Below are 23,396 nucleotides of genomic sequence, written 5' to 3' on the forward strand. Positions count from 1 at the left end.
TCCATGCCTGTGTCGTCCATGAGCCGCCGGGATGCTTCACTTCGCCAGTGCCTGCGCGGTAACGCCCGCAGGTTGAGCGCAGTGCTTGCGCTCGCCCTGCTGGCGCCTGCGATAGCGGCCGGAAAACCCTGTGGGCCGCCGGCCTGGCCACTGTGGCAAAGCTATGCCACGCGCTTCGTGCAGGCCGACGGCCGGGTTCTGGAATCCAGCCTGGAGAACAATCACAGCACCTCTGAAGGACAGTCCTACGGCATGCTCTTCGCACTGATCGGCAACGATCAGCCACGCTTCGACAAACTCTGGCGCTGGACCTCCGCCAACCTTGCAGGCTCCGCCATCGCCACTCGCCTGCCGGGCTGGTTGTGGGGGCAAGGCGCGGACGGTCAGTGGCGCCTGCAGGACGCCAACTCGGCCGCCGACGCCGACCTGTGGTTCGCCTACGCCCTGCTCGAAGCCGCACGCCTGTGGCATCGGCCGGACTATCGCCAGGACGCCCTGCAACTGATGGCGACGATCGAAACGCAATTGGTCGTGCGCTTACCGGGGCTCGGTCCGATGGTCTTGCCTGGACCCCAGGGCTTCGTCCAGCCGGATGCTCTCTGGCGCCTGAACCCCAGCTACCTGCCACTGCCGCTGTTGCGGCGGCTGGCCAAGGAAGCACCCGCCGGGCCCTGGCAAGCGATTGCCGACAACACCGCGACGATGATTGAGCAATCAAGCCCCCGCGGCTTCATCGCTGACTGGGTCGGTTATCAGGGCACTTCAGCGCAATCAGGTGACTTCGTGGCCGATCCGGTCAAGGGCGAAACGGGCAGCTACGACGCCATTCGCGTGTACCTCTGGCTGGGCATGACCAACGCCACCGAACCGCTGGCGGCGCCCCTGTTGAAACGGCTGGACGGCATGGCCCGCAGCACCGGAGCGACGGGTGTTCCTCCGGAAACAATCGAGGTTCTGCGCGGCAATGTTCAGGGGCAAAGCCCGTTCGGATTCTCGGCGGCACTGATTCCCTATCTTCAGGCCAAGGGCCAGCCCGGCCTGGCTGATCAGCAACGACTGCGGGTGGAACAGGCCTTGGGCGAGGCGCTGTCCGGGCCTGATGCCAACGCGGGTCCGCCGCGTTACTACAACTTCATGCTTAGCCTGTTCGCACTCGGCTGGGCAGATAAACATTATCGATTCCGGGAAGACGGAACGCTGAAACTTTCCTGGGAGACCCCATGCACGCGCACCACCGCACGCTAGCCATCGCCGTTATCAGCGTTTGGACGGCCTCTGCTGCCCACGCTCAAAGTCCGACTCCACAGACCTTACTCATCGAGCAAGGGCAGTACTGGCAGTTGCACCAAAACCCGCAACGGGCGGCGGAAGTCTGGCTGAAAGTCCTGCTGCTGGACCCGGTCCAGGTTGACGCCCTGTATGGCCTTGGCCTGATCGGCGTGCAGGCGGGCAAGCCGCAACAGGCGCAGCAATACCTCGCCCGCCTGCAGGCCATCCAGCCAGCGCCTCGGCAGGCACTGCAATTGGCCCAGGACATTACCCTGGCCCAACCGCAGAGCCAGCAGCGTCTGGAAGAAGCCCGGCGCCTTGTCGATGCCGGTGAGCGCGACCAGGCGACCGCGATGTTTCGCTCGCTGTTCGAGGGCCATCCAGCTCAAGGCACGATTGGCCGCGAGTATTACAACAACCTTGGCTTCAATCAGGCTGACTGGCCTGAAGCCCGAAGCGGATTTCAGCGCCTGCAACGGGAAATGCCCAACGACTCGCTGGTCGCACTGTTTTACGCCAAGCATCTGGTCCGTCATGAAGACAGCCGTGCCGAGGGCATCCGCGCCCTGGCCGCGCTGACTCAACGTGCCGACATCGCCGGTGATGCCGACCAAAGCTGGCGCCTGGCGCTGACCTGGATCGGCGCGCCCGATGCCACGCAACTGCCTTTGTTCGAGACGTACCTCAAGGCTCATCCGGAGGATGAGGAGATACGGACGCAGATGAACAAGGGCAAGCAACAACTGGCAACCACCGGTAGCCAGGAATGGAAACCGCCAGCCGAAGTCGCGCGCGGCTTGAAGGCGCTGAAAGAAGGCGACCAGGCTACCGCCGAACAGGCCTTTCAAGCGCGCTTGCGCACTCGCCCCGATGATGCTGACGCGCTGGGTGGCCTTGGGGTTATCCGCCAGCAGCAACACCGACTGGCCGAAGCGCAAAAGCTCCTGACCCAGGCCACGGGACAACCTGGCGGCAGCCAGTGGCAAGCGGCCCTGGACGATGTTCGCTACTGGTTTGCGCTGGAGCAGGCCCGGGATGCCCAGGCCAAAGGCCAGACAGCCCAGGCACAGGCCCTGGTCAACCAGGCGCTGCGCCTGACCCCGAACGGGCTGGACGCTCGCCTTGCCCTCGCCAATATTCAGGCCAGCGCGGGCCAGCACGATGACGCGCAGCGCAACTATCGCCAGGTGCTGAGCCAGCGCCGTGACGACCCTCAGGCACTGGAGGGGCTGGTCAACGTACTGCTCAAGAGTGGTAAGGGTGATGAAGCCCTGCAACTGATCAACACCCTGCCCGCCACCGGACAGGCAAAGATCGGCCAGTCCGCACGCCTGCAAGCCTTGCGCGCAACGCAACTGGCCGCGCTCGCCGAACAACGCAACGACCTGCCCGCTGCGCGCAACGCCCTGCAAGACGCGCTGCGCTACGAACCGGACAACATCTGGACCCGCTTCGCCCTGGCCCGCCTGAATCTGGCCATGGGCGAACCGCAAAAGGCGCGAGACCTCATCAGCTCGATGCTTGAGGCTCACCCCGACAATAGCGATGCGCTTTACGTCAGCGCCTTGCTGTCGGTGCAGCTGGGTGAGTGGGAAGCAGCCCAGGCAACCTTGGGACGCTTGCGCCCTAACCAGCGCACTCCGGACATTGAAGCGCTGGCCGTGGATGTCACCTTCAACCTGCAACTCAGAAAGGCGATCGAGCTGGGCAAGCGCGGACAGCGCCTGGAAGCCATGACATTGCTCGAGCGCATTGCGCCGATGGCCAACAACAGTCCAGACCGCACGGCGAGCCTGGCCTCGGCCTATGCCGACATCGGCGACCCAAGCCGCGCGCTGGCCCTGATGCGCGGCCAGCTGCAACAAGCCACTGCGCCCTCGGCGGACTTCATCCTGCAATACGCCACGGCCCTGCTCGACTCGGGTGAGGACCTGGAGGTCAACGGGATTCTGCGCGACCTGCAGAACCGGCCCTTGAGCGCGCCGACTCGCAAGCGTTTCGACGACCTGCTCTATCGCTATCGCATCCGCCAGGCTGACCAGCTGCGTGAGCGAGGCGATCTGGCCAGCGCCTATGACACGCTGGCGCCGGCACTGGCGCAACGTCCCGGTGACAGCGCTGGCGTCTCGGCCCTGGCGCGGATGTACTCGGCCAACGGTGATACGGCAAAAGCCCTCGAACTCTACAAGCCACTGTTACGGCAGCGACCGAACGACCCGCAACTGCTGCTGGGTGCCGCCGACGCGGCGCTGCTGGCACATGACAATGGATTTGCCGAACAGGCACTGCAACAGCTGCTCAAGACCGAATCCGGTAACCCTAAAACGCTGACAGAGGCCGCACGCCTCTACCAGAATATGGGCCAGACTGGTATGGCGGCCGATCTGCTGCGCAAAGCAGTGGCCATCGAACAGAGCGAGAAACGCCGAAGCCAGGGCGGCGGCCAACTGGCAGGTTCGACGGTGGCGCCCAACCCTTTTGCGGGGGTATCAGGTCAAGGTCGCGAGGCCAGTCGCGACAGCTTGCTGGCAGCGATCCCGCCACCGGCTCAGGAGATGCCGGTCGCGGTGAATTATTACCTCCCCCATGGCATCGACGCCGCCCCAAGGCTGCAGCAGGCGAGCAATCCATTCGAGTCGCGGCTGCCAGGCACGACACTGGCGAGCGAGGACCTCAGTCCCGCGCAACTGGCCCTGAATAAGATCCTTCAGGAACGCAGTGGCTACGTCACTCAAGGCCTGAGCATTCGCAGCAACAACAGTGAGTCGGGACTGAGCAAGCTGACCGATATTGAAACGCCGCTGGAAATCAATATCCCGCTGGATGAAAGCCGCGTGGCCCTGCGCGTGACGCCCGTCTCGCTGAATGCCGGCAGTGCCAGCAGCGAGGCACTGCAGCGTTTCGGCAGCGCTGCCCAGGGCGACGGCGCCGGCTCGCAAAAAGCCGAGGGTGTCGGGCTTGCCGTGGCCATTGAACGGCCCGCCGATGGGCTCAAGGCCGATCTCGGCAGCACTCCGCTCGGCTTCAAATACAGCACCGCGACGGGCGGTATCAGCATCGATCGCCCCGTCAGCGACAGCTCCAATGTCCGCTACGGCGTGAGCATTTCCAGGCGTCCGGTGACCGACAGCGTCACCTCCTTCGCCGGGACCACGGACAAGCGCAGCGGGCAGTCCTGGGGCGGCGTGAGCGCCAACGGCGGGCGTGGCCAGTTGAGCTATGACGACAACGAAGTCGGCGTCTACGGCTATGCCTCCTGGCACAAACTGCTGGGCAACCATGTCGAGTCCAACAGCCGCGGCGAACTGGGCAGCGGCGTCTACTGGTACCTGCAAAACGCGACGGACAGCAAGCTGACCGTCGGCCTGAGCATGAGCGGCATGAGCTATGCCAACAACCAGGACTACTTCACCTACGGCCACGGCGGCTATTTCAGCCCGCAGACTTTCTTCGCCCTGGGCGTTCCGGTGACCTGGGCACAACGCAGCGGACGCTTGACGTATCAAGTCAAGGGGTCGATCGGCGTGCAGCATTTCGAGCAGGACAGCGCCGACTATTTCCCTAACGACAAAAACCTGCAGGCGGCCTCGGGTCTGCGTTACGCCGGGGAAAACAAAACCGGGATCGGCTACAGCCTCGCCGGTGCGGCTGAATACAAGGTCGCTGCGAACTTCTTGCTGGGCGCCAATCTGGGCCTGGACAACGCCCGCGACTACAAGCAGCTCAGCGGCGCCCTGTCCTTGCGTTACCAGTTCGAGGACATCAGCGGCCCTATGAGCCTGCCGGTCAGCCCGTACACCTCGCCTTATTCCAACTGATCATTCTGGAGTTTTCGATGCCCACTTCCGCCCTTGCCGGCCTGACGCTGCTTGTCCTTGGGGAAAGCCACATGAGCCTCCCCGACAGCTTGCTGGAGCCACTGCACAACAACCTGACCCGCCAAGGCGCCCAGGTTCATTCCATCGGCGCCTGTGGCGCCAGTGCCGGTGACTGGCTGATCAGCAAAAAGGTCGACTGCGGTGCCGAGCGCAAAGGCAACGACAAGCTCGTGATCAAGGGACGCGACTCCAGCACCACCCCGATCCAGGATCTGATTGCCGCCGACAAACCCGACCTGGTGGTATTGGTTATCGGCGACACCATGGCGTCCTATGACAAACCGGTCTTCCCCAAGACCTGGGCATGGCAAAGCGTCACCGGCCTGGCCAAGGCCATCGCCGCCACCGGGACCCGTTGCGCCTGGGTTGGACCGGCCTGGGGCAAAGTCGGTGGCATGTACCAGAAGAATGATGCCCGCACCCAGTTGATGTCGCAGTTTCTGGCCGCGAACGTGGCGCCTTGCGCCTACATCGATTCGCTGACGTTCTCCAGACCCGGACAGTGGATTACCACCGATGGGCAGCACTTCACCGTCGCTGGTTATCAAGCATGGGGCACTGCGATCGGCGGTGCATTGGCCAAGCTGCCCACCGAGCGCGTCAGCAGCAACGGAGCCGGCCAATGACCCGTTCCGCACGTGGCTGGGCCCTCTTCGCGCCCTTGATCCTGAGCCTGCACGCCGAGGCCGCCGACATTGCCCTGTACCCGACGGGTCCGGATCAGGACTCGGCCTTCCTGCGTTTTATCAACGCCGACCACCGACCGCTGCAACTGCTGGCCGAAGGCTCTCGGGCAGGCCTGAGTCTCGAAGGCTCGAATGCCGTGTCCGACTACCTGCCAGTGCCGGCCAACCAGCCGATCAAGGGCACCCTGGAACGCAGCGGGAAAAACCAGCCGCTGGACATCCAGGTGGCGGCGGGCGAATTCGCCAGCGTGATCGCATTGCCAGACGGCGCTCATGGTATCCGCCAGGTCGTCATCCATGAGCAACCCGACGACTTCAATAGTCTGAAAGCCTCGCTGTCGTTTATCAGCGCCGATCCAGGTTGCACCCACGCCAGTTTGCGCGCTGCGGGATTGAACGCGGTATTGTTCAAGGATGTGGCCGACGGTAGCGTGCAACGCCGCGCCATCAACCCGGTCAGACTTTCGGTGCAATTGGTCTGCGCCAAAACCGACATCGGTGCGCCGCTTGACCTGGGTCAGCTCAAGGCCGGCGAACGCTACAGCGTTGTGCTGCTGCCTGGCGTAGACGGCCCGTTCCTGCTGCACGCGACTGACGTCCTGGCTCACTGACCGGATGGTCTTTGCCTCTCTCGAGTTTCTGACGTTGTTCCTGCCGCTGTTCCTGTGCGCCTATGCACTGAGCCCGGCCGCCGGGCGCAACGTCACGTTACTGATCGGCAGCTGGCTGTTCTATGGCTGGCTGAGCCCACGGTTCCTCGCCGTGCATGTGCTGCTGACGATCACCGCATGGGTCGGCGGCCTGCTGATTGACGCCTTGCGCGAAGATGGCAAAGGCCGCGTGCGGATGCTCGTCGCATTGATCGTGCTCAACACGGCGGTGCTCTGCTGGTACAAATACGCCAATATCGTCGCCAATACCTTGAGCGAAACCATTGTCGGGTACGGCGCCATGCCCCTGTCCTGGCAAGGGGTCATCATGCCGGCCGGATTGTCGTTTGTCGTGTTGCAGGCGATTTCCTACCTGGTCGATGTGCATCGCCGCAGCGTGCCGGTCGAACGCAGCTTCATCAATTACGCGACCTATATTTCGATGTTCGGCCATTCGGTCGCCGGGCCCATCATTCGCTATGACTGGGTCCGCCGCGAGCTGCAGCGGCGTGATTTCAACCTGCTGAATTTCTCGCTGGGAGCGCGCAGGTTCATGGTCGGGATGTGCATGAAGGTCCTGGTGGCCGACACCCTGTCACCGGTGGTCGATGTGGCGTTCAGTTTGCCGAACCCCAGCTTCTCCGACGCCTGGGTTGGCTGCCTTGCCTACTCCTTGCAACTGTTCTTCGACTTCGCCGGCTACAGCGCCATGGCCATTGGTCTGGGGCTGATGCTGGGCTTCCACTTCCCCGAGAACTTCGACCGCCCCTATCTGGCCAACAGCATCCAGGATTTCTGGCGCCGCTGGCATCTGTCGCTGTCCAGCTGGCTGCGGGACTATCTTTATATTCCGTTGGGCGGCAATCGCAACGGCATCTGGAAAACCTGGCGCAACCTGTTCCTGATCATGGCCATCGCCGGCCTCTGGCACGGTGGCGACAGCTGGAACTATGTGCTTTGGGGCTGCGCCCATGGCCTCGCGTTATGCGCTGATCGGGCCTGGAATCGTTCCACCCTGCCCGCTGTACCGCCAGTGCTTGCCCATGGCCTGACACTGCTGTTCGTCTGCCTGGCCTGGACCCTGTTCCGCGCCCCGGACCTGCATGGCGCGCTGAACCTGTATGCCGGACAGTTCGGCCTGCAGGGCATCGCCCTCGGTGACGAACTGTCCGCGACCCTGCGCCCGGTACACAGCCTTGCCGGCGTGCTGGGTGTATTCGCTGTCGTCGCACCGCTGCTACGCCCTTACTGTGAGAAACGACTGGGCGGCATAACGCTCTGCGTCGCCGCCCTTTGGCCCATTGCCGGTTTCATGCTGTCGTTCGCACTGATCGCCAGTCGCGAAACCGTACCCTTCCTGTACTTTCAATTCTGATGACCAGTCCAGAGCACTCCCCTCCCCCCTCTCAACCAAATGATGGGGCGTCACGCAGTAGTCCGTTGGCGGGCGTGGCGCTGCTGATATTCCTGTTCGTCGGGCTGCTGTCCTCTGGCCGGTTGATCGGTTCAGGGCAGATCGAGCTGATGCCGACAACATGGTCGGCCGAGCAGATGCTTGAAGGCGGTATCACCCAGCGGATTGCCAAGGAAATGTCGAAGGCTCACTTTCCCACTACCTTCGCCGAGCTGGAGCGTGGTGCCAGTTGGCTGCTCCTCGGCGACACCGGGCCGAGGGTTCGTCCGGGCTGTTCCGGCTGGCTGTTTCTGGCCGATGAACTCAAGGTCAATCATCAAGCGCAGCGCAATGCCGATGCCAAAGCCCAGGCCGTGATTGATCTGCAACAGCAGTTCTCCCGGCGCGGGATCAGCCTGCTGGTGGTCATCGTTCCAGACAAGAGCCGCATCGCTTCTGCACAACGCTGCGCACTGCACCGCCCAGCCTCTCTCGAAGGACGTATCCAGGGCTGGACCTCGAAGCTGAATGTGGCTGGGGTGTCGAATCTGGACCTGACCGACGCGCTGACACCACTGGGGGCCAGTGCCTGGTTGCGTACCGATACGCACTGGAGCGAATCCGGCGCGAAGGCTGCGGCCGATGCCATCGCCCAGCGCCTGAAAACCCTGGGCATCAGCGCAACGCCACGCCGGTCGTTCAACGAAAGTCAGACCCCGATCGCGGTGCAGCCCGGCGATCTGGTCCATCTGGCGGGCATCGACTGGCTGCCGCTCAACTGGCAGCCAGCAGCCGAAATGGTCGCCCAGACCAGCACCCGCGAACTGCCCGTAGTGTCAGCCGATAGCCCGGACAATGAGGGAGACCTCTTTGGCAATGCCAACCTGCCCAACACCGCTCTTATCGGGACCTCATTCTCGCGCAACTCAAACTTTGCAGGGTTCCTGCAACAGGCACTGAGCGCCCCCGTAGGCAACTTCGCCAAAGATGGCGGAGCCTTCTCCGGCGCCGCAAACAGCTACCTCAACAACCCGGCCTTTAAAGAAACGCCACCAACACTAATCCTCTGGGAAATCCCGGAGCGCGACCTGCAGTCGGCCTACACCGATCCCATTGTGTATCGCTGAAATGATCCATGCCCCCCTGTAGGAGCTGCCGCAGGCTGCGATCTTTTGATCTTCCCAACAGGCGACTCGTTGCCTGAACAGACGCCAAAGTCAAAAGATCGCAGCCTGCGGCAGCTCCTACGCCGACCGGGCGCATCCGGGAATGAACGGGTGTACGCAGACCGGGTGCATCCGGGAATGACGGGTGTACGCAGGCCCTCCTAAAAAAAAACAAAATAACCCCACAAATCATTGTTACAGAAATAGTAACAAACTATTACATATTATTAGCTAGCTACCTAATAGCATGCTTGGTAACTTTCATAATCTACTGAAAAATCCAACCCAGACTCCGCAACCGCCAAATCAATCTGTTTTTTCGCATCGCGCGCCCATGAAAGCTCATCACCTTCAACTACATGACAACCCTTACAGAAAAATCATCTCAACACCATCGAAGCTGGCAACTTGATATAAATCATCGCCTTCTACTCAACGGACCCCGCCAAATACTTCTAACAAAAATAGAGAGCCTGATTGTAAAAAACATGCTCTTCAAAAAGGAACGCATAATTAGCAAAGAAGAGCTGATTTATAGCATCGGAAGAGAGCCCGACCGCTATCGCGGCCTGGAAATGAGCTTGAGTCGACTACAAGGAAAGTTCAAGAATTTTTCTGGAGGGGAGCATCTCTTTCGTGCAGTAAGAAATCGCGGCTACTGCCTCACTCAAATAATATATCTGGGTGCAGATCCGTCTCAAAAAAAAGCGGTCACTGAATACCAGGACCGCTACGACTGCCAGGCAGTCAAGCTGGGCAAACCCAGCTATACGAGAGAGGGGGTACTTGCGCCCCACCCTAGGCGGTGACTACAACGTGCTATTTCTGACGAGACTTGGCTCCTGCGTTCCACCAACAGCAGGCAACCTCCTCGTGGTATTCAATCCATTACGCCGTCGCTGCGCAGCGTGGCCAATTTGGCTAGAAGCCGGTTTTTGGCGCCATCCAATACGGCTGGGTTGGTTTTGCTCGATAGTTTTTCTCGGGACTTGTTGCCGAGGAAGTAGCTGATTCGCTCCGCGTTAGCCCCCGAGGGATGAGGCAGGCCGTCCAGCAGCTGCTCTACTTTCAACAGGCCTCGAGCTTGAAGGTGCTCGAAAACCGCCGTGACTTTTGGGCCGAGAGGGACATAAATGCACTGCGGACCTAGCGCCCGGACTTCTTCAACCAGGTGGGTATCAACCTGGTGACGCAGGCTGGCCCGGCTGAGGATGGAGGGGCTGCCGCTGTAGTTCTGACCATCCAGGAAAACCGGGTAGCGCAGCGCCGAGGTGTAGTGAACCAGGTGGCGATGAGTATCGAACAGGCGCGCGCAGCTATTAATCTCCAGCAGTTTATGAAGTCCGATGTGATCAAGCATGGCGACCAGGTTGTTGCGCATCGCTCCTGCGAAGCTGGCTGTTTCCTTGGCGGCTCGCTTGGCCTGTTCGACTGAGGCCCCTGCGCGTAGCTGCCTACGCGCTTCATCCAGGGCCCGACTTGCCTGCTGCAAGCCGGGTGTTATCCCGCACAGTACGACCCGGGCGCCTGCATTGACGTAATCAAACGGGGCATAGAAGGTCTGCAAATCGTCTTCGACGCTGAGCAACAACTCCTCGGGAAGCGCGTGGGCAAAGTTATGGTTGGAGCCGGAAAGCAAGCTGCTGAAATGTTCGAGATTACTCATGGTGGCGTCCTTCTGCGGTAGGCGAGTGAGTGCTGGGGTTGGTGAGCGGATGACGGGGCTTATTCGACTAGCGTGGCCTTAAAGCCACGACGGCCTTTCAGCCAGCGCAGGGCTTCGGTGGCATCGACGACGGTGTGACGGTTTTCCTTGCGGGTCATCAGCTGGTCCGTTGCCGTGGGTTGAGCGGCGTTTCGCACGGCCCGCTCCGACATCTGCCCTAGCAGGGCAATTTCTTTCAGCGTCAGGTACCCCGTAGTGTCTTGGCGGAGGAAAAACGGCAGCGCGTCTTCGTTAAATTGCGGATGGGTATCGAGATCAAGGCGAGCCCGTATCCACGCGTGAAACAGGAGGCGTTCGACTTTTGTCGGGACTCCGATGGAACGTCCCCTGACACTTGGGGAAAAAGCCTCGATGCCGGGACGAGCGGAAAGCACCAAGATGGCCAGACAATGCCAATCATCAGAAAGCGCTTCTGCTTCACGCTCATTGGTGGCCAGATTTATCCGACCATTTAGAGCGTATTCGTAGCAGTCTGTGGCGGCGCTACGGACCCGGTTTTCTCCCTCGAAGATGCGATCCAGGCTGTCCAGTTGCGCTTCGTCGAAGTGGCCGTGAAAAGCGGTGAGAGAGGCAGCCATCCAGCCCAAATAGGTTTCCTGCGCTTCGAGAAGGATTTCCTCCAGCCCGAGCTTCTTCTCAGGTTCTCTATAGTCGCGTTCGAATGCCTCACGCCAAAAATTGCTCATCATTTCCGCTCCAGATCAGGTGTATGAGCAGAGAGTAGAGGGTAAATATGATACCGTCAATGATTATGATAGATAGTTTGATTATGATATTTGTCGTGATTATGCTTTGACCCCTCCTGACCTCCCGCAGACGTCCATGGCGCGCGTTTTTATAAGGCCGGGAGTGGCGTCCCACAGGTACCGAACTCGATCGGGCGCCTGCACAAAAGCAAACGCCCCGAACAAGCCGGGGCGTTTGCCTGGAACCACCATCAGTGGGTTTTCATGTCACCTGAGGTCGAAGCGATCAAGGTTCATCACCTTGGTCCAGGCCGCTACGAAGTCTTTGACAAATTTCTCCTGCGCGTCGGCGCTGGCATAGAATTCGGCCAAGGCCCGCAACTGCGCGTTTGAGCCGAAGACCAGATCGACTCGGGTGCCCTTCCACTTCACTTCGCCGGTATTGCGATCGCGTCCTTCAAACTCCTCGTTGGCATCCGAGACCGGCTTCCATTCCACGCCCATGTCGAGCAGGTTCTTGAAGAAGTCGTTGGTCAACGCCTCCGACTGCTTCGTGAAGACCCCGTGAGGGGTTTGTCCGACATTGGTATTCAGGACGCGCATGCCGCCAATGAGCGCCGTCATTTCTGGCGCGGTGAGTGTCAGCTGTTGCGCCTTGTCGATCAGTAACGCCTCGGCCGGTACGCGGTATTTGCTCTTGAGGTAGTTACGGAAGCCATCGGCGATGGGTTCGAGAAACCCGAAAGACTCTACATCCGTCTGATCTTGCGATGCGTCCATGCGCCCCGGCGTGAAAGGCACCGTTACGCTGTGACCGGCATTTTTCGCCGCCTGTTCGACGCCGGCGCTGCCGGCCAGCACGATCAGGTCCGCCAGGGAGATCTTCGTGCCGCCAGACTGGGCGCTGTTGAATTCGCCCTGGATACCTTCGAGGGTTTCCAGCACCTTCGTCAGTTGCTCAGGCTGGTTGGCCTGCCAGAATTTCTGCGGGGCAAGGCGCAGGCGCCCACCGTTGGCGCCGCCGCGCTTGTCGGAGCCACGGAAGATGGAAGCCGCCGCCCAGGCAGTTGATACAAGCTGCGAGACTGACAAGCCCGAGGCCAGCAGTTTGCTCTTGAGTGATGCGACATCACTGTCATTGACCAAGGCATGGTCGGCTGCCGGGATAGGGTCTTGCCAAAGTAGCTCTTCGTTCGGCATTTCCGGGCCGAGGTAGCGCGAGAGTGGGCCCATGTCGCGGTGGATCAGTTTGAACCAGGCACGGGAGAAGGCGTCGGCCAGCTGATCCGGATTCTCCAGGAAGCGCCGTGAAATCGGTTCATAGATCGGGTCGAATCGCAGGGACAGGTCCGTGGTCAGCATGGTTGGATTGCGCCGCTTGGACGGGTCGTGAGCATCCGGAATGATCCCGGCACCGGCGCCGTTTTTTGCTATCCACTGGTTCGCACCCGCCGGGCTTTTGCTCAGTTCCCACTCGAAGCCGAACAGGTTCTCCAGGTAGTTGTTACTCCATTTGGTGGGCGTGGTGGTCCAGGTCACTTCCAGGCCGCTGGTGATGGTGTCGCCGCCTTTGCCAGAGCCGAAGCTGCTCTTCCAGCCCAGGCCCTGCTGTTCGAGGCCAGCGGCTTCGGGCTCGGCCCCGACATTGTCGGCAGGCCCGGCGCCGTGGGTCTTGCCGAAGGCGTGGCCGCCGGCGATCAGTGCCACGGTTTCTTCGTCATTCATTGCCATGCGCGCGAAGGTTTCGCGGATATCCTTGGCCGCAGCCAGCGGATCCGGGTTGCCTTCCGGGCCTTCCGGGTTGACGTAGATCAGGCCCATTTGCACCGCGGCGAGGGGGTTTTCCAGATTGCGTCCCTGGTCGGTACGGCTCTCCTCATTTTCCCCTGGCTCAGCAACGAGTGGGCCTTCGCCGGGCTCTTGCATTTCCTCTTTATCATCTTTGTCGTAGCGGTTGTCGCCGCCCAGCCACTTGTTTTCCGAGCCCCAATAAACGTCTTCATCCGGTTCCCAGACGTCTTTTCGACCACCGGAAAAGCCAAAGGTCTTGAAGCCCATGGACTCCAGCGCGACATTGCCGGTAAGGACGATCAGGTCAGCCCAGGAGATTTTACGGCCATATTTTTGCTTGATCGGCCAGAGCAGCCGGCGCGCCTTGTCGAGACTGACGTTGTCCGGCCAGCTGTTGAGCGGTGCAAAGCGCTGCTGACCGGAGCCGGCGCCGCCACGGCCATCACCGGTGCGGTAGGTGCCGGCGGCATGCCAGGACATGCGAATAAAGAGCGGCCCATAGTGACCGAAGTCCGCAGGCCACCAGTCTTGCGAGTCGGTCATCAGCGCGTGCAGGTCTTGCTTGAGCGCCGCAAAGTCCAGGCTTTTGAATGCTTCGGCGTAGTTGAAGCCCTCGTCCGTGGGGTCGGTCAGGGACGAGTGCTGGTGCAGGATCTTCAGGTTCAGTTGGTTCGGCCACCAGTCGCGGTTCGTCGTGCCACCGCCAGCGGCGTGATTGAACGGGCATTTCGATTCAGTTGCCATGTGTAAGCTACCTTTGGTCGAGTTCATCCAGCTATCCGGCCCGGTCCGGGCTCTGAATAGCAACGAGCGAAATCAATGACATAGGCTGCAGGGCCGACAGTTCGATCAACTGATTCGTTGTGGCCACACGGGAATTCTGGACAGCGGCAATCGAGTTGCCAGCACGGTGACCCACGGCAGGCCTAGCAAACTTCTAACTCTCACCCGGCCAGCTTGCGCCAGCGCTAGACTAAGGCTAGACCCCACTAAAGAACTCAGCAAATAGGCGGAGTATTGGGTCTCGATAGGCATAATCTATTACCTGAGCCCCAGAGATGAAGTAGATGATATGAGTAACTCTCGCTGAAGACCAGATGCACGGGAGAGGACCAGACCATGAGTAAGCGCCCGCGCCGCACGGCCGTCCACGAAGCTGGTCACGCCTTGGCCTTTTGGTGGAATGGTCAGCACATAGCGCGCGTCACTGTGCGCACCAAGGCAGAAGCTTTCACTGGCCCCATGATTGACCTGCGCGGCAACCTGCAAAACGTAGAGGGGCTGGTAGAGGCTGATTACTTTGTCCCGCACCCGGCCTGTGACGCCCGCGGAATTGCTGAATACCTGCCCTCTATGGTCGAGTCTATCGAACGCGACCTTCTCGATTGCTTCGCCGGCCCCGTGGCCGAAGCAGTCTACCGGCACACCAAATCTGACAAATTCATCAGCGGCAGCGGCTTGGGTGACCGGCGCCGGGGTTACGAATTGATCAGCTTGCTGCCCGCACGAAAGCTGCTCGACGCCGAATCCCGGGCAATCGCCAGGTCCAGCTGTCTGGTGCGTCGTTACTGGCCCGCTGTCATCGCTGTGGCGGATCTTCTGCAAGAGCACGGCACGGTCAACGGGGAAGCGATCACGGCGCTGCTGTGCGAAGTCACCGGGGAGTCACCTGCGCTGCTGCGCAATGACCTGGCAACCCTCGACAGGCGACGGAACAGGCAGTGGACTGCGGACCACGCGAAGCTACTTTTTCGCCAGGCCGGGCAATCGTCTGACCGAACTGAGGGTGAGGGTCCATCAGCTCAATCCTGAAAGAGCATCGCGAGCAGACCCCAATGCCCGTCAGTTAACGTAAATCTCTAGTCTGGAGGGCATTTGTGGCGAGGGGGCTTGCCCCCGCTCGGCTGCGAAGCAGTCGTAAAACCGGCTGATGCGTTCTTCCTGACATACCGGGGATACAGGTTTTAGGGCCGCTTCGCGACCCAGCGGGGGCAAGCCCCCTCGCCACAGTATTCGGCAACCCATCAATCGGAGCGCTGGGCCCGTTCCGATTCATCCAGGTGCTCTAGCAGGGCCGCGATCGTTGCATCCCGCAGCTTGATTGCCTCCATCCATCCCGGTCCTTGCGCCAACAGCGGGGAGCAGACATTGACGTGGATTGCTCCGTGGCGCGGGAACCACTGACCGTCGCGCAGCACCCTGCGTGTGCCGCGGATTGCGACCGGCAGCAGCGGCACGCCGGCACGGCCGGCGAGCACGAAGGCGCCCATGTGAAAGGTGCGCAAGCCTGGCTCGCGGCTAAAGGTCCCCTCGGGGAAGAACACCAGGGGCTGGCCAGCCTGGAGCGCCTCGGCCAGGGACTCGGTGTCTGCGGCGCTGCGCTGCAGGTCGAAGCGTTCGACGAAGCGGGCGCCGAGCTTGCGCAGGAACAGCCCGGCGATCCGCTGGTCAGCCAGTTCGTGCTTGGCAACGAAGCTGAACCGCGGCGGCAGGGCCGCGCAGAGAATGACGCCGTCGAGGTAGCTGGCATGGTTTACAGCCAGCACGCTCACCCCTGTCTCAGGCAGGCGTTCCAGCCCCGTAACACTGAACGGCACCCCTGCCAAGCGCAAGAACAGCCGTGCGGCCGCGCGGGTAAAACTGCGGCACCAACGCTGGCGCGGCAGGAGCGCGACGCCCAGCCAGGTCAGCGGTGTGACCAGCCAGAACAGCAGCCAGACATAAGCGGCATACAGCGCGGCGCGGCAGGTCCGCCAGCTGCGGCCGAAATGCCCGCGTACGGCTTGCAGCACCAGGCGCAGTAATTGGCGCCACACGGCGAGGTGCGGCCGCCCCACTTCACCGCGCTCATACAGTTCGCGGCTGGCGGCACGGCGAATCTTGCCGCTGGAGGTCTTCAGTACGCTATGGGGTGGCGCCAATACGATATCGTCGGGCGCCACACCGGTAAGGTCGACCACAATGCGGTTGACCTCCTGCTGCAAGCGTTGCCGCGCGGCGGCTTCCTTCTCGTTGCTTTCCGCCAATACCACCAGGCGCTCGGTACCGGTGACCGGGTCAAGGCTGCCGAACACCGCGATGCAGCCTTTGCGCAGGCCAGGCATATTGCCGACCGCAGCTTCCACATCGTAGGGGTAGATATTGCGCCCGGCACGGATGATCAGGTCCTTGGCGCGGCCGGTCAGGTAGACCTCACCGCCGGCCATGTAGGCGAAGTCGAGCGAGTCGAACCAGCCATCGCGCAGCACCCGGCGGGTCTCTTCGGGGTTACGGTAGTAGCCGCCGGTAGTGGACGGCCCGCGAAATTGCAGGTGACCTTCGCTGCGCTCGGGGAGTTCGACCCCGCTGCCATCGACGATGCGGATCTGATGGCCCGGCAGCGGCCGGCCGCTGGAGACGAAGCGCAGCGTTGCGCTGGCGTCTGCTGCGGCGGGCAGTGCATTGCCTCTCACCTGGAACGCCTCGCGCTGCACCCGGTCGATCAGCGGTCCTCGGCCCAAGGGAGGAAAGGCCACGCCTAACGTAGCCTCGGCCAACCCATAGACGGGTGCCAGTGTGGTGGGCGCAAAGCCGTAGCGAACGAAACGTTCGGCGAAGCGCTGCAAGGTATCCGGGCTGACCGGCTCGGCACCGTTGAAGGCCACGCGCCAGCTGCTCAGGTCCAGGCCCTCGAGGTCGTCGTCAGCGAGTTTGCTCAGGCACAGTTCGTAGGCGAAATTGGGCGCCGCCGACAAGGTGCCGTGAAAGCGGTCTATAGCCCATAGCCAATGCGCCGGCCGCGCGAGGAAAGCCAGCGGCGACATCAGCACCAGGCTGTAGCCGTAATACAGACAGCCCAACCATGCACCGATCAGGCCCATGTCGTGGTACATGGGCAGCCAGCTGACGAACACGTCCTGCGGTCCCACTTTCAGCACCCCACCCATGGCGCGCAGATTGGCCAGCAGATTGGCGTGGCTGACCATCACGCCCTTGGGCTGGCCAGTGCTGCCCGAGGTGTACTGCAGGAAGGCGATGTCATCCGGTTGCCGCGGCGGTGTGATGCACTCGTCCCCCTCGCCTGTCAGCTCGGCCACGCTGGCAATGCGCGTCAGGCTCGGGACCTGCGGCCGGAGCAGCCGGGCGAGCAGCTTCGCTTGCGTCACGGTTATCAGCACCTTGGCTTCGGCGTTGCGCAGGATGCCGGCCTGGCGGCGCAGATGATCTTCTATCTGCGACAGGCGCAGCGGTGGGTAGATGGGCACCGGCACACCACCGGCCAACAGGATGCCGAAAAAGCCATAGAGAAAGTCGCGCCCTGTGGGCAGCATCAAAGCCACGGTCTGACCGGTCTGCAAGCCACTGCGTTGCAGCCCTGCGGCAACGGCCTGGGCGCCCTGGTGCAAGGCGCCATAGCTGATGTCTTCCGGCTGGTCATTTTCACCCAGCAGCCGGACGTGGGGATACTGCGGCTGATGGCGCACATGCCATTCCAGCACCTCGATCAAGGTCCGTGCGGCGTCCGGCGTCTGCTCCGTTGCTGTCAGGGTCTCGCTGGAATCGCTGGAGGGCAGCGGGCGCACCGCTTCGGCGCCGTGTCTGCTGCGCAACACGCGCAGTACATCGGCGGGGGTGTCCGCCGAGGCGAACAGGGATTCCGGTAAGCGCACAGCGAATTCGTGCTCGATGCGTGACCAGAGCTCGACCCGGGCCAGGCTGTCTACGCCCAGGTCCCGATCCAGCACGCTGTGCAAGGTGACGTGCAAACCTTCTACCGCCTGCGGGCGCAACTCGACCACGGTACGCCGAACGATTTCGAGCAATTTTTCAGCGTCCCCATCGGAATGGGGAACGGCGCGGGTTTCTGGAGGCGGACGAGACATCGGCGGCCCCTCATGACAGGACATGCAGTGTGTAGATCCTTGCCAATTGCCATTATGCGCCTATGGCGGCGACCGGGAATGCCATCGCTCGCTGGATGGCTGAGGCACAGGGGGCTCTATGTAGGAGCGAGCTTGCTCGCGATAAGCCCGAGGGCGCCGCGTTTATCCAGTAAACACGCGTTATCGTTACCTATATCGCGAGCAAGCTCGCTCCTACTGGCATTGCAGCTAGGCTCCTAAGGACCCAGCGTCTACAGAGAGATCGCCATGCCCGCCATTCTTGCCCCCGGAGTGACACGTCGAGAAATCTGGTCCTGGGCGATGTTCGATTTCGCCAACTCCGGCTACACGACTGTGGTGATCACCGCCGTGTTCAACGCCTATTTCGTCGCCGTGGTCGCCAATGGCGAAGCCTGGGGTACGCTGGCCTGGACCAGCGCCACCGCGATCTCCTATGTCCTGATCATCCTGACCGCGCCGCTGATCGGTGCCTACGCCGACGCCTACGCGTGCAAGAAGCGTCTGCTGCTGTTCAGCACGATCGGTTGCGTCGTCTTTACCTCGGGACTCGCGCTGGCCGGGCCGGGGGAGCTCGGTATCGCGATCCTGTTCATCGTGCTATCGAACTTCTGCTTCGGCAGCGGCGAGAACCTGATCGCCGCCTTCCTGCCCCAACTTGCCCGTGCAGATGCCTTGGGCAAGGTGTCCGGCTGGGGCTGGGGGTTGGGCTATATCGGTGGCCTGGTCAGCCTGGGCGCCTGCCTGGCCTTCGTCAGCTGGGCCCAGGCGCAGGGCCAGACTGCGGCGCAGTTCGTGCCGGTGTGCATGCTGATCACCGCGGCGTTGTTCGCCGTAGCCAGCGTGCCGACCTTCCTGTTCCTGCGCGAACGCAGCCAGCCGCAGCCAGGGCGCGGCGACACGCCTATCGCGCAAGCGGCGCTAGCGCGCTTCGTGCAAACACTGCGCGAAGCCGACCGCTATCGCGACCTGTTGCGCTTCCTGGCTTGCACCGTCTGCTACCAGGCCGGTATCTCGGCGGTGATCGCCCTGGCTGCCATCTATGCCAATCAGGTCATGGGCTTCAGTACCCAGGACACGCTGCTGCTGATCTTCGTGGTGAATATCACTGCCTCCATCGGTGCCGTGCTGTTCGGTTGGTTGCAGGATCGTCTCGGCCATCGCGCCACGCTGGCGCTGACCCTGCTGGGCTGGCTCGGCATGGTCGGCCTGGTCTGGGTCGCGCGCGGCCCCGCGCTATTCTGGCTGGCGGCCAACCTCGCCGGTCTGTGCATGGGCGCCAGCCAATCGGCCGGCCGCGCGATAGTCGGTCTGCTGGCGCCGCCGACGCGCCTGGCGGAGTTCTTCGGCCTCTGGGGGCTGGCGGTCAAACTGTCGGCAATCCTCGGCCCCATGACTTACGGCCTGACCAACTGGCTCTCCGGCGGCGATCACCGCCTGGCGATGTTGATCACCGGCAGCTATTTCGTGGCCGGCCTGCTGATCCTGGCCGGCGTCAATCTCGAACGCGGGCGACAGGCAGCTGTCAGCCATGGCGAGATTCCCGGAGAGTGAAAACGAGATAACACACCTACGCCGCCCAGCGCTTTGTAAAAGCAGCCTATGCACAAAGGCACTGCCTGAAGTAACGGCTCACTGACGATTCTGCGCCCCCTCCCCTCCCCTCCACCATTCGTCCCTTTTTTCAGCGTTACAGGAATAGCGACTTGCATCATGCAACCAGCAAGACAATATTATGACTGTAATAATACATAAAAAAGCCATCCAGTCGGAGTTGATCCCATGAATGATGCAGCCGCCCCTCACAAGCTGTTCCTTGACGACTTATCCGTTGGCGACACGTTCCGCAGCGGCACGTACCTGGTCGATGAACAGCAAATAAAGAGTTTTGCACTGCAATTCGATCCCCAGCCTTTTCATCTGGATAACCAGGCGGCCGAGCACAGCTTTTTTGCCGGGCTCGCCGCAAGCGGCTGGCACACGGCGGCCATCACCATGCGTCTGCTTGTCTCATGCCTGCCTTTGGACGCCGGTCTTATCGGCGCGGGCAGCGAGGTGAAATGGCCCACCGCTACTCGAGCTGGAGACGAGCTGCGGGTCGAGACCTCCGTCCTGGCCATCAATCCTTCGACGTCCAGGCCTGATCGCGGTCTCGTTACTTTCCAAACCGACACGCTCAACCAGCACGGTGAGTTGCGTCAACGCTCAGTCGCAAAATTACTGATCTTTCGCCGCAGCTCCATCTGAAAGGTTTCAATTAAAGGTGCATATCATGTCCATTGAAAAACCAATTCTTGTCACTGGCGCCGCGGGCAACATCGGTGCCGTCGGCAGAACCCTGACCGAACTGTTGCTGGCCGGCGGAAAAACCGTCCGCGCCATGGTCCACCGCGAGGATGAGCGTGCTCAGGCGTTGCGTGGCATGGGTGCCGAGGTGGTCATTGGTGACCTGCTGGACCTTGAGGATATGCACCGGATTATCGAGGGTTGCGGATCCATTTATTTCGGTATGTCGGTGTCTCCCGCCTACCTGGAAGCCACCGTGAATGTGGCCGCGGTGGCCAGGCACCATGGCGTCGAAGCATTCATCAATATGTCCCAGATGACCGTCTCGCAAATGAGCATTACCGAGACCACCGACAGCCCGCAACATAAGCTGCACTGGCTCGCGGAGCAGGTACTCGACTGGTCTGGGTTACCGGTGGTTCATGTCAGGCCGACGGTGTTCATGGACGGCTTTTTCCTTAAATTTACTGCAAGCACCATCAAGGCCCGGAACGAAATTCGAGTGCCATTTGGAGAGGGCGAAACCTCACCGATTGCAGCGCAAGATGTGGCCAGAGCGGTCAGCGCCATTTTGCTGGATCCGGCGCAGCATATCGGCTCGACTTACCATTTGACCGGCCCCGAGTCGCAAAACATGGCGTTTTATGCCAATGAGTTTACCCAGGCATTGGGACGAACCATCAAATACGTCGATACCACCGTCCCTGCCTGGCGCGAAAGCATGAGCAAGGCTGGCTTGTCCGATCATGTGCTTAATCATCTCTCAACGATGGCCGATCTGCACCGGGCTGGACGTTATGCCCGAATGACCGATGACTTCCATAAACTCACAGGTGCCCAGCCGATGAAAGTGAGCGAATTCATCCGCCGCAATATCGAGGCGTTCAACCCCTAGTCAAACCGCTGGAGATCCTTCCTTGAATAGAACCAGTTTTAAGGACATGCGCTGCCCCATTGCTCGCAGCCTCGAGCACGTCGGTGACTGGTGGAACATCCTGATATTGCGCGATGCGTTTTACAACTTGAGTCGTTTCGACGAGTTCGAAAAAAGCCTGGGAATTTCCGCCAGTACACTGACCCGCAGACTCAATGGCCTTATCGACGCCGGGTTGCTCGAACGTCGCTTATATTGCGAAAAACCGCCACGCCATGATTACGTACTCACTGAACGCGGACGAAGCTTCAGACCCGTCCTGTTGACGCTCATGGATTGGGGCAATAAAAACTTCTCCCCTGAAGGCATAAGCGTTGTACTTGCCGACGATGCCAGCGGCGAGCCTGTCGAGTTGACGCTAACCGATGCTCATACCGGAACGCCAATAACCCGAGATCAACATCACGTACGCGCCGCCGAGGCAGCAGATGATGTGTTGAAATGGCGCCTCGAAATCCAGCGCTCGCGGGACCAGAGCATGGCTTGATCAGGAAAAGCCGCTTACTCAAGTCCTCGGGCCTGGCGGGCATTCTTGGACCTCATCGGCGACCACTGCAAAACTGCGCCCGACCTCGCCGGCGCGGGCGGCTTCAAGGGCAGCATCGTTAATCTGCAGCCCGGGTCAGAAGCACCAGCGTGCGCTCGAACCGGGCCAGCCCTTCGACCCTATCCGCCTCGGACACAATCAAACTCGGGGCGAAGCGCAGTACATCGGGACCGGCCTGCAACAGACTTGCGGGCACCTTCCAGGTAAGAACGGTCGGCGGGCACTACACCGCCCTCGCCCTGTATCGGCTCAAGGACTACCGCGCTGGTTCTATCCGAGATCGCGTTCTGCAGTGCAGCCAGATCATTGAACGGTACATGGCTGATCCCTTCGATTCTCGGGCCGAAGCCGTCGGAGTATTTAGGTTGGCCACCAACACACACGGTGAATAGTGTTCTGCCATGGAACTGTTCAATGCGGCGATGATTTCATATTTTTCCTCGCCGTAACGGTCATGAGCGACCCGTCGTGCGAGCTTGAATGCCCTCCTGCCTGGTTTGTTTTGGCAGATGCACTTCGGCCAACATGCAGCGCGCACTACCGCCGCCGATCAGTTCGATCGTGTCGATGTTCACCGGCAATGGCTTGGCATGTCGCTCGATAAGTTGGCGTTGCTCGGTATCCAGGGAGAACCAGGCGGTCCGCGACATCACCAGGATCGGCTCGCCCTTGCGGTTATGAACTTCGAGCATGTTGCCTGCAAACGACTCGAGCTGCTCCCAGGTCAGTGCCAGAATTTCCTTGCCACTGTATCGCAGCTGAGCCTCAAGCTCGGCGCGCTCCCGATGATCACTGAGTGCTTCCAGGCAGACCACCGCAAGACGAGTGCCGACGCTCATCATCACGTTGGTGTGATAGATCGCCACCCCTTCACGGTCAACGGCACTAAAGGCACACAAACGGTACCCAAGATTCTCGACAAACTTGCGCAGTGCATCGACATGAGTGCGAGCCGAATAACCTGCGTAACAGATTCGCTGAACGCGATCGAGCACCATACTGCCGGTGCCTTCGAGGAAAAGCTCCTGCTGTTCCAGTTCGGTAAAGTCGAGCACCTGTTCAATCGAATAGTCCTGCAGCAACCCTTCCAGTACACCCTTCTCACGCTCCAGGCGACGGTTCTGTCCCTGCATGGGATACAGCACAAGCGTGCCATCGGCATGGCTGCTCCACCAGTTGTTAGGAAAAATCGAGTCTGGTGTATGCGGGGACGCACTGTCCTGGGCCACCAGCACTTCGACCCCCTGCTCGCGCAATGCAGCTACATAGCCATCAAACTCCACAAGGGCATGAGCCTGTGCCTGATCCTGCGGCAATGAACACGTCTGAAACCGATTATTCGCGGCGGTATCAAGGTTGAAGGAGAACCGCGAAGGACGAATCATCAACACCGTATTAGTCGTTTGCATGGGAGCCTTTCAAGACAGGGAAGTGAGTGCGGTTATTCTCCCCCCACTCAAGCGACCGACTCGGCTGTTATCCAATTGGCTCTCGACTCAGAATG

Annotated in this window: 17 protein-coding genes and 1 pseudogene; 11 read left to right on the forward strand and 7 right to left on the reverse strand. The window is 61.0% G+C overall.

Annotated elements, in window-relative coordinates:
- The first annotated feature begins 3 nt into the window (after positions 1-3).
- From bcsZ to ACA064_RS17835, 6 genes are read left to right on the forward strand one after another with little or no spacing between them, the layout of a single operon-like run.
- Positions 4-1,245, forward strand: a complete 1,242-nt coding sequence (gene bcsZ / locus ACA064_RS17810; RefSeq protein ID WP_497669307.1) for a cellulose synthase complex periplasmic endoglucanase BcsZ — start codon at positions 4-6, stop codon at positions 1,243-1,245.
- Entirely contained in the window at positions 1,221-5,087 is a 3,867-nt protein-coding gene (locus ACA064_RS17815; protein WP_497669308.1) for a cellulose synthase subunit BcsC-related outer membrane protein, read from the forward strand. The genes bcsZ and ACA064_RS17815 overlap by 25 nt, the downstream gene beginning before the upstream one ends.
- A 17-nt stretch (positions 5,088-5,104) precedes the next feature.
- A complete protein-coding gene (locus ACA064_RS17820; protein WP_497669309.1) occupies positions 5,105-5,773 on the forward strand; it encodes an SGNH/GDSL hydrolase family protein in 669 nt (222 codons plus the stop codon).
- A complete protein-coding gene (locus ACA064_RS17825; protein ID WP_497669310.1) occupies positions 5,770-6,444 on the forward strand; it encodes a cell division protein FtsQ in 675 nt (224 codons plus the stop codon). Before ACA064_RS17820 ends, ACA064_RS17825 begins: the two co-directional genes overlap by 4 nt.
- A gap of 4 nt (positions 6,445-6,448) precedes the next feature.
- Complete coding sequence (locus ACA064_RS17830) at positions 6,449-7,858, forward strand: MBOAT family O-acyltransferase (RefSeq protein ID WP_497669311.1); 1,410 nt, start codon at positions 6,449-6,451, stop codon at positions 7,856-7,858.
- The gene (locus ACA064_RS17835) at positions 7,858-9,003 is read left to right on the forward strand and encodes an alginate O-acetyltransferase AlgX-related protein (RefSeq protein ID WP_497669312.1); all 1,146 of its coding nucleotides are present in this window, start codon (positions 7,858-7,860) and stop codon (positions 9,001-9,003) included. Before ACA064_RS17830 ends, ACA064_RS17835 begins: the two co-directional genes overlap by 1 nt.
- A gap of 919 nt (positions 9,004-9,922) precedes the next feature.
- On the opposite strand, the gene ACA064_RS17840 is transcribed toward ACA064_RS17835, so the two are convergent.
- The 3 genes from ACA064_RS17840 to katG form a co-directional block, all read right to left on the reverse strand.
- Complete coding sequence (locus ACA064_RS17840) at positions 9,923-10,708, reverse strand: hypothetical protein (protein ID WP_497669313.1); 786 nt, start codon at positions 10,706-10,708, stop codon at positions 9,923-9,925.
- A 59-nt stretch (positions 10,709-10,767) separates the two neighbouring features.
- Positions 10,768-11,457, reverse strand: a complete 690-nt coding sequence (locus ACA064_RS17845; protein ID WP_497669314.1) for a hypothetical protein — start codon at positions 11,455-11,457, stop codon at positions 10,768-10,770.
- Positions 11,458-11,721: 264 nt separating this feature from the next.
- The gene (katG, locus tag ACA064_RS17850) at positions 11,722-13,989 is read right to left on the reverse strand and encodes a catalase/peroxidase HPI (RefSeq protein ID WP_497669315.1); all 2,268 of its coding nucleotides are present in this window, start codon (positions 13,987-13,989) and stop codon (positions 11,722-11,724) included.
- Positions 13,990-14,364: 375 nt separating this feature from the next.
- On the opposite strand from katG, the gene ACA064_RS17855 reads away from it, so the two are divergent.
- Positions 14,365-15,057, forward strand: coding sequence for a hypothetical protein (locus ACA064_RS17855; RefSeq protein WP_497669316.1), 693 nt, complete (start codon positions 14,365-14,367; stop codon positions 15,055-15,057).
- A 212-nt stretch (positions 15,058-15,269) separates the two neighbouring features.
- Here the strand turns inward: ACA064_RS17855 and ACA064_RS17860 are convergent, their stop codons facing one another.
- On the reverse strand, positions 15,270-18,107 hold the full coding sequence (locus ACA064_RS17860) for an AMP-binding protein (RefSeq protein ID WP_497669317.1): 2,838 nt from the start codon (positions 18,105-18,107) through the stop codon (positions 15,270-15,272).
- A gap of 267 nt (positions 18,108-18,374) precedes the next feature.
- Between ACA064_RS17860 and ACA064_RS17865 the strand changes: the two genes are divergently transcribed.
- The 4 genes from ACA064_RS17865 (at position 18,375) to ACA064_RS17880 (ending at position 21,832) form a co-directional block, all read left to right on the forward strand.
- On the forward strand, positions 18,375-19,679 hold the full coding sequence (locus tag ACA064_RS17865; RefSeq protein WP_497669318.1) for an MFS transporter: 1,305 nt from the start codon (positions 18,375-18,377) through the stop codon (positions 19,677-19,679).
- 228 nt (positions 19,680-19,907) lie between these two features.
- The gene (locus ACA064_RS17870) at positions 19,908-20,372 is read left to right on the forward strand and encodes a MaoC family dehydratase (protein WP_497669319.1); all 465 of its coding nucleotides are present in this window, start codon (positions 19,908-19,910) and stop codon (positions 20,370-20,372) included.
- Between the two features lie 25 nt (positions 20,373-20,397).
- Positions 20,398-21,306, forward strand: coding sequence for an NAD(P)H-binding protein (locus tag ACA064_RS17875; RefSeq protein ID WP_497669320.1), 909 nt, complete (start codon positions 20,398-20,400; stop codon positions 21,304-21,306).
- 22 nt (positions 21,307-21,328) lie between these two features.
- Positions 21,329-21,832 carry a winged helix-turn-helix transcriptional regulator gene (locus tag ACA064_RS17880; protein WP_497669321.1) on the forward strand — a complete coding sequence of 168 codons (504 nt, stop codon included), beginning with the start codon at positions 21,329-21,331 and terminating at the stop codon, positions 21,830-21,832.
- An 18-nt stretch (positions 21,833-21,850) separates the two neighbouring features.
- On the opposite strand, the gene ACA064_RS17885 is transcribed toward ACA064_RS17880, so the two are convergent.
- The 3 genes and pseudogenes from ACA064_RS17885 to ctlX form a co-directional block, all read right to left on the reverse strand.
- Positions 21,851-21,961: a methyl-accepting chemotaxis protein gene (locus ACA064_RS17885; protein ID WP_497674272.1), complete on the reverse strand. Its 111-nt coding sequence runs from the start codon at positions 21,959-21,961 to the stop codon at positions 21,851-21,853.
- Positions 21,962-22,077: 116 nt separating this feature from the next.
- Positions 22,078-22,376 (reverse strand): annotated as a pseudogene (locus ACA064_RS17890) (aminotransferase class III-fold pyridoxal phosphate-dependent enzyme); the annotation flags it as partial.
- Positions 22,345-23,301 carry a citrulline utilization hydrolase CtlX gene (ctlX, locus tag ACA064_RS17895; RefSeq protein ID WP_497669322.1) on the reverse strand — a complete coding sequence of 319 codons (957 nt, stop codon included), beginning with the start codon at positions 23,299-23,301 and terminating at the stop codon, positions 22,345-22,347. The gene ctlX and the pseudogene ACA064_RS17890, both read right to left, overlap by 32 nt.
- Between the last annotated feature and the right edge of the window lie 95 nt (positions 23,302-23,396).

The organism is Pseudomonas sp. LBUM1658, assembly GCF_059716055.1.

Excerpts from the sequence above, each read along its gene's own strand:
- ACA064_RS17840 (WP_497669313.1), bottom strand. The coding sequence starts at position 10,708 with ATGAGTAATCTCGAACATTTCAGCAGCTTGCTTTCCGGCTCCAACCAT.
- ACA064_RS17845 (WP_497669314.1), bottom strand. The coding sequence starts at position 11,457 with ATGATGAGCAATTTTTGGCGTGAGGCATTCGAACGCGACTATAGAGAA.
- ACA064_RS17865 (WP_497669318.1), top strand. The coding sequence starts at position 18,375 with ATGCCCGCCATTCTTGCCCCCGGAGTGACACGTCGAGAAATCTGGTCC.
- ACA064_RS17835 (WP_497669312.1), top strand. The coding sequence starts at position 7,858 with ATGACCAGTCCAGAGCACTCCCCTCCCCCCTCTCAACCAAATGATGGG.
- ACA064_RS17870 (WP_497669319.1), top strand. The coding sequence starts at position 19,908 with ATGAATGATGCAGCCGCCCCTCACAAGCTGTTCCTTGACGACTTATCC.
- ACA064_RS17820 (WP_497669309.1), top strand. The coding sequence starts at position 5,105 with ATGCCCACTTCCGCCCTTGCCGGCCTGACGCTGCTTGTCCTTGGGGAA.
- ACA064_RS17825 (WP_497669310.1), top strand. The coding sequence starts at position 5,770 with ATGACCCGTTCCGCACGTGGCTGGGCCCTCTTCGCGCCCTTGATCCTG.
- katG (WP_497669315.1), bottom strand. The coding sequence starts at position 13,989 with ATGGCAACTGAATCGAAATGCCCGTTCAATCACGCCGCTGGCGGTGGC.
- ACA064_RS17815 (WP_497669308.1), top strand. The coding sequence starts at position 1,221 with ATGCACGCGCACCACCGCACGCTAGCCATCGCCGTTATCAGCGTTTGG.
- ctlX (WP_497669322.1), bottom strand. The coding sequence starts at position 23,301 with ATGCAAACGACTAATACGGTGTTGATGATTCGTCCTTCGCGGTTCTCC.
- bcsZ (WP_497669307.1), top strand. The coding sequence starts at position 4 with ATGCCTGTGTCGTCCATGAGCCGCCGGGATGCTTCACTTCGCCAGTGC.
- ACA064_RS17855 (WP_497669316.1), top strand. The coding sequence starts at position 14,365 with ATGAGTAAGCGCCCGCGCCGCACGGCCGTCCACGAAGCTGGTCACGCC.
- ACA064_RS17830 (WP_497669311.1), top strand. The coding sequence starts at position 6,449 with ATGGTCTTTGCCTCTCTCGAGTTTCTGACGTTGTTCCTGCCGCTGTTC.
- ACA064_RS17875 (WP_497669320.1), top strand. The coding sequence starts at position 20,398 with ATGTCCATTGAAAAACCAATTCTTGTCACTGGCGCCGCGGGCAACATC.
- ACA064_RS17860 (WP_497669317.1), bottom strand. The coding sequence starts at position 18,107 with ATGTCTCGTCCGCCTCCAGAAACCCGCGCCGTTCCCCATTCCGATGGG.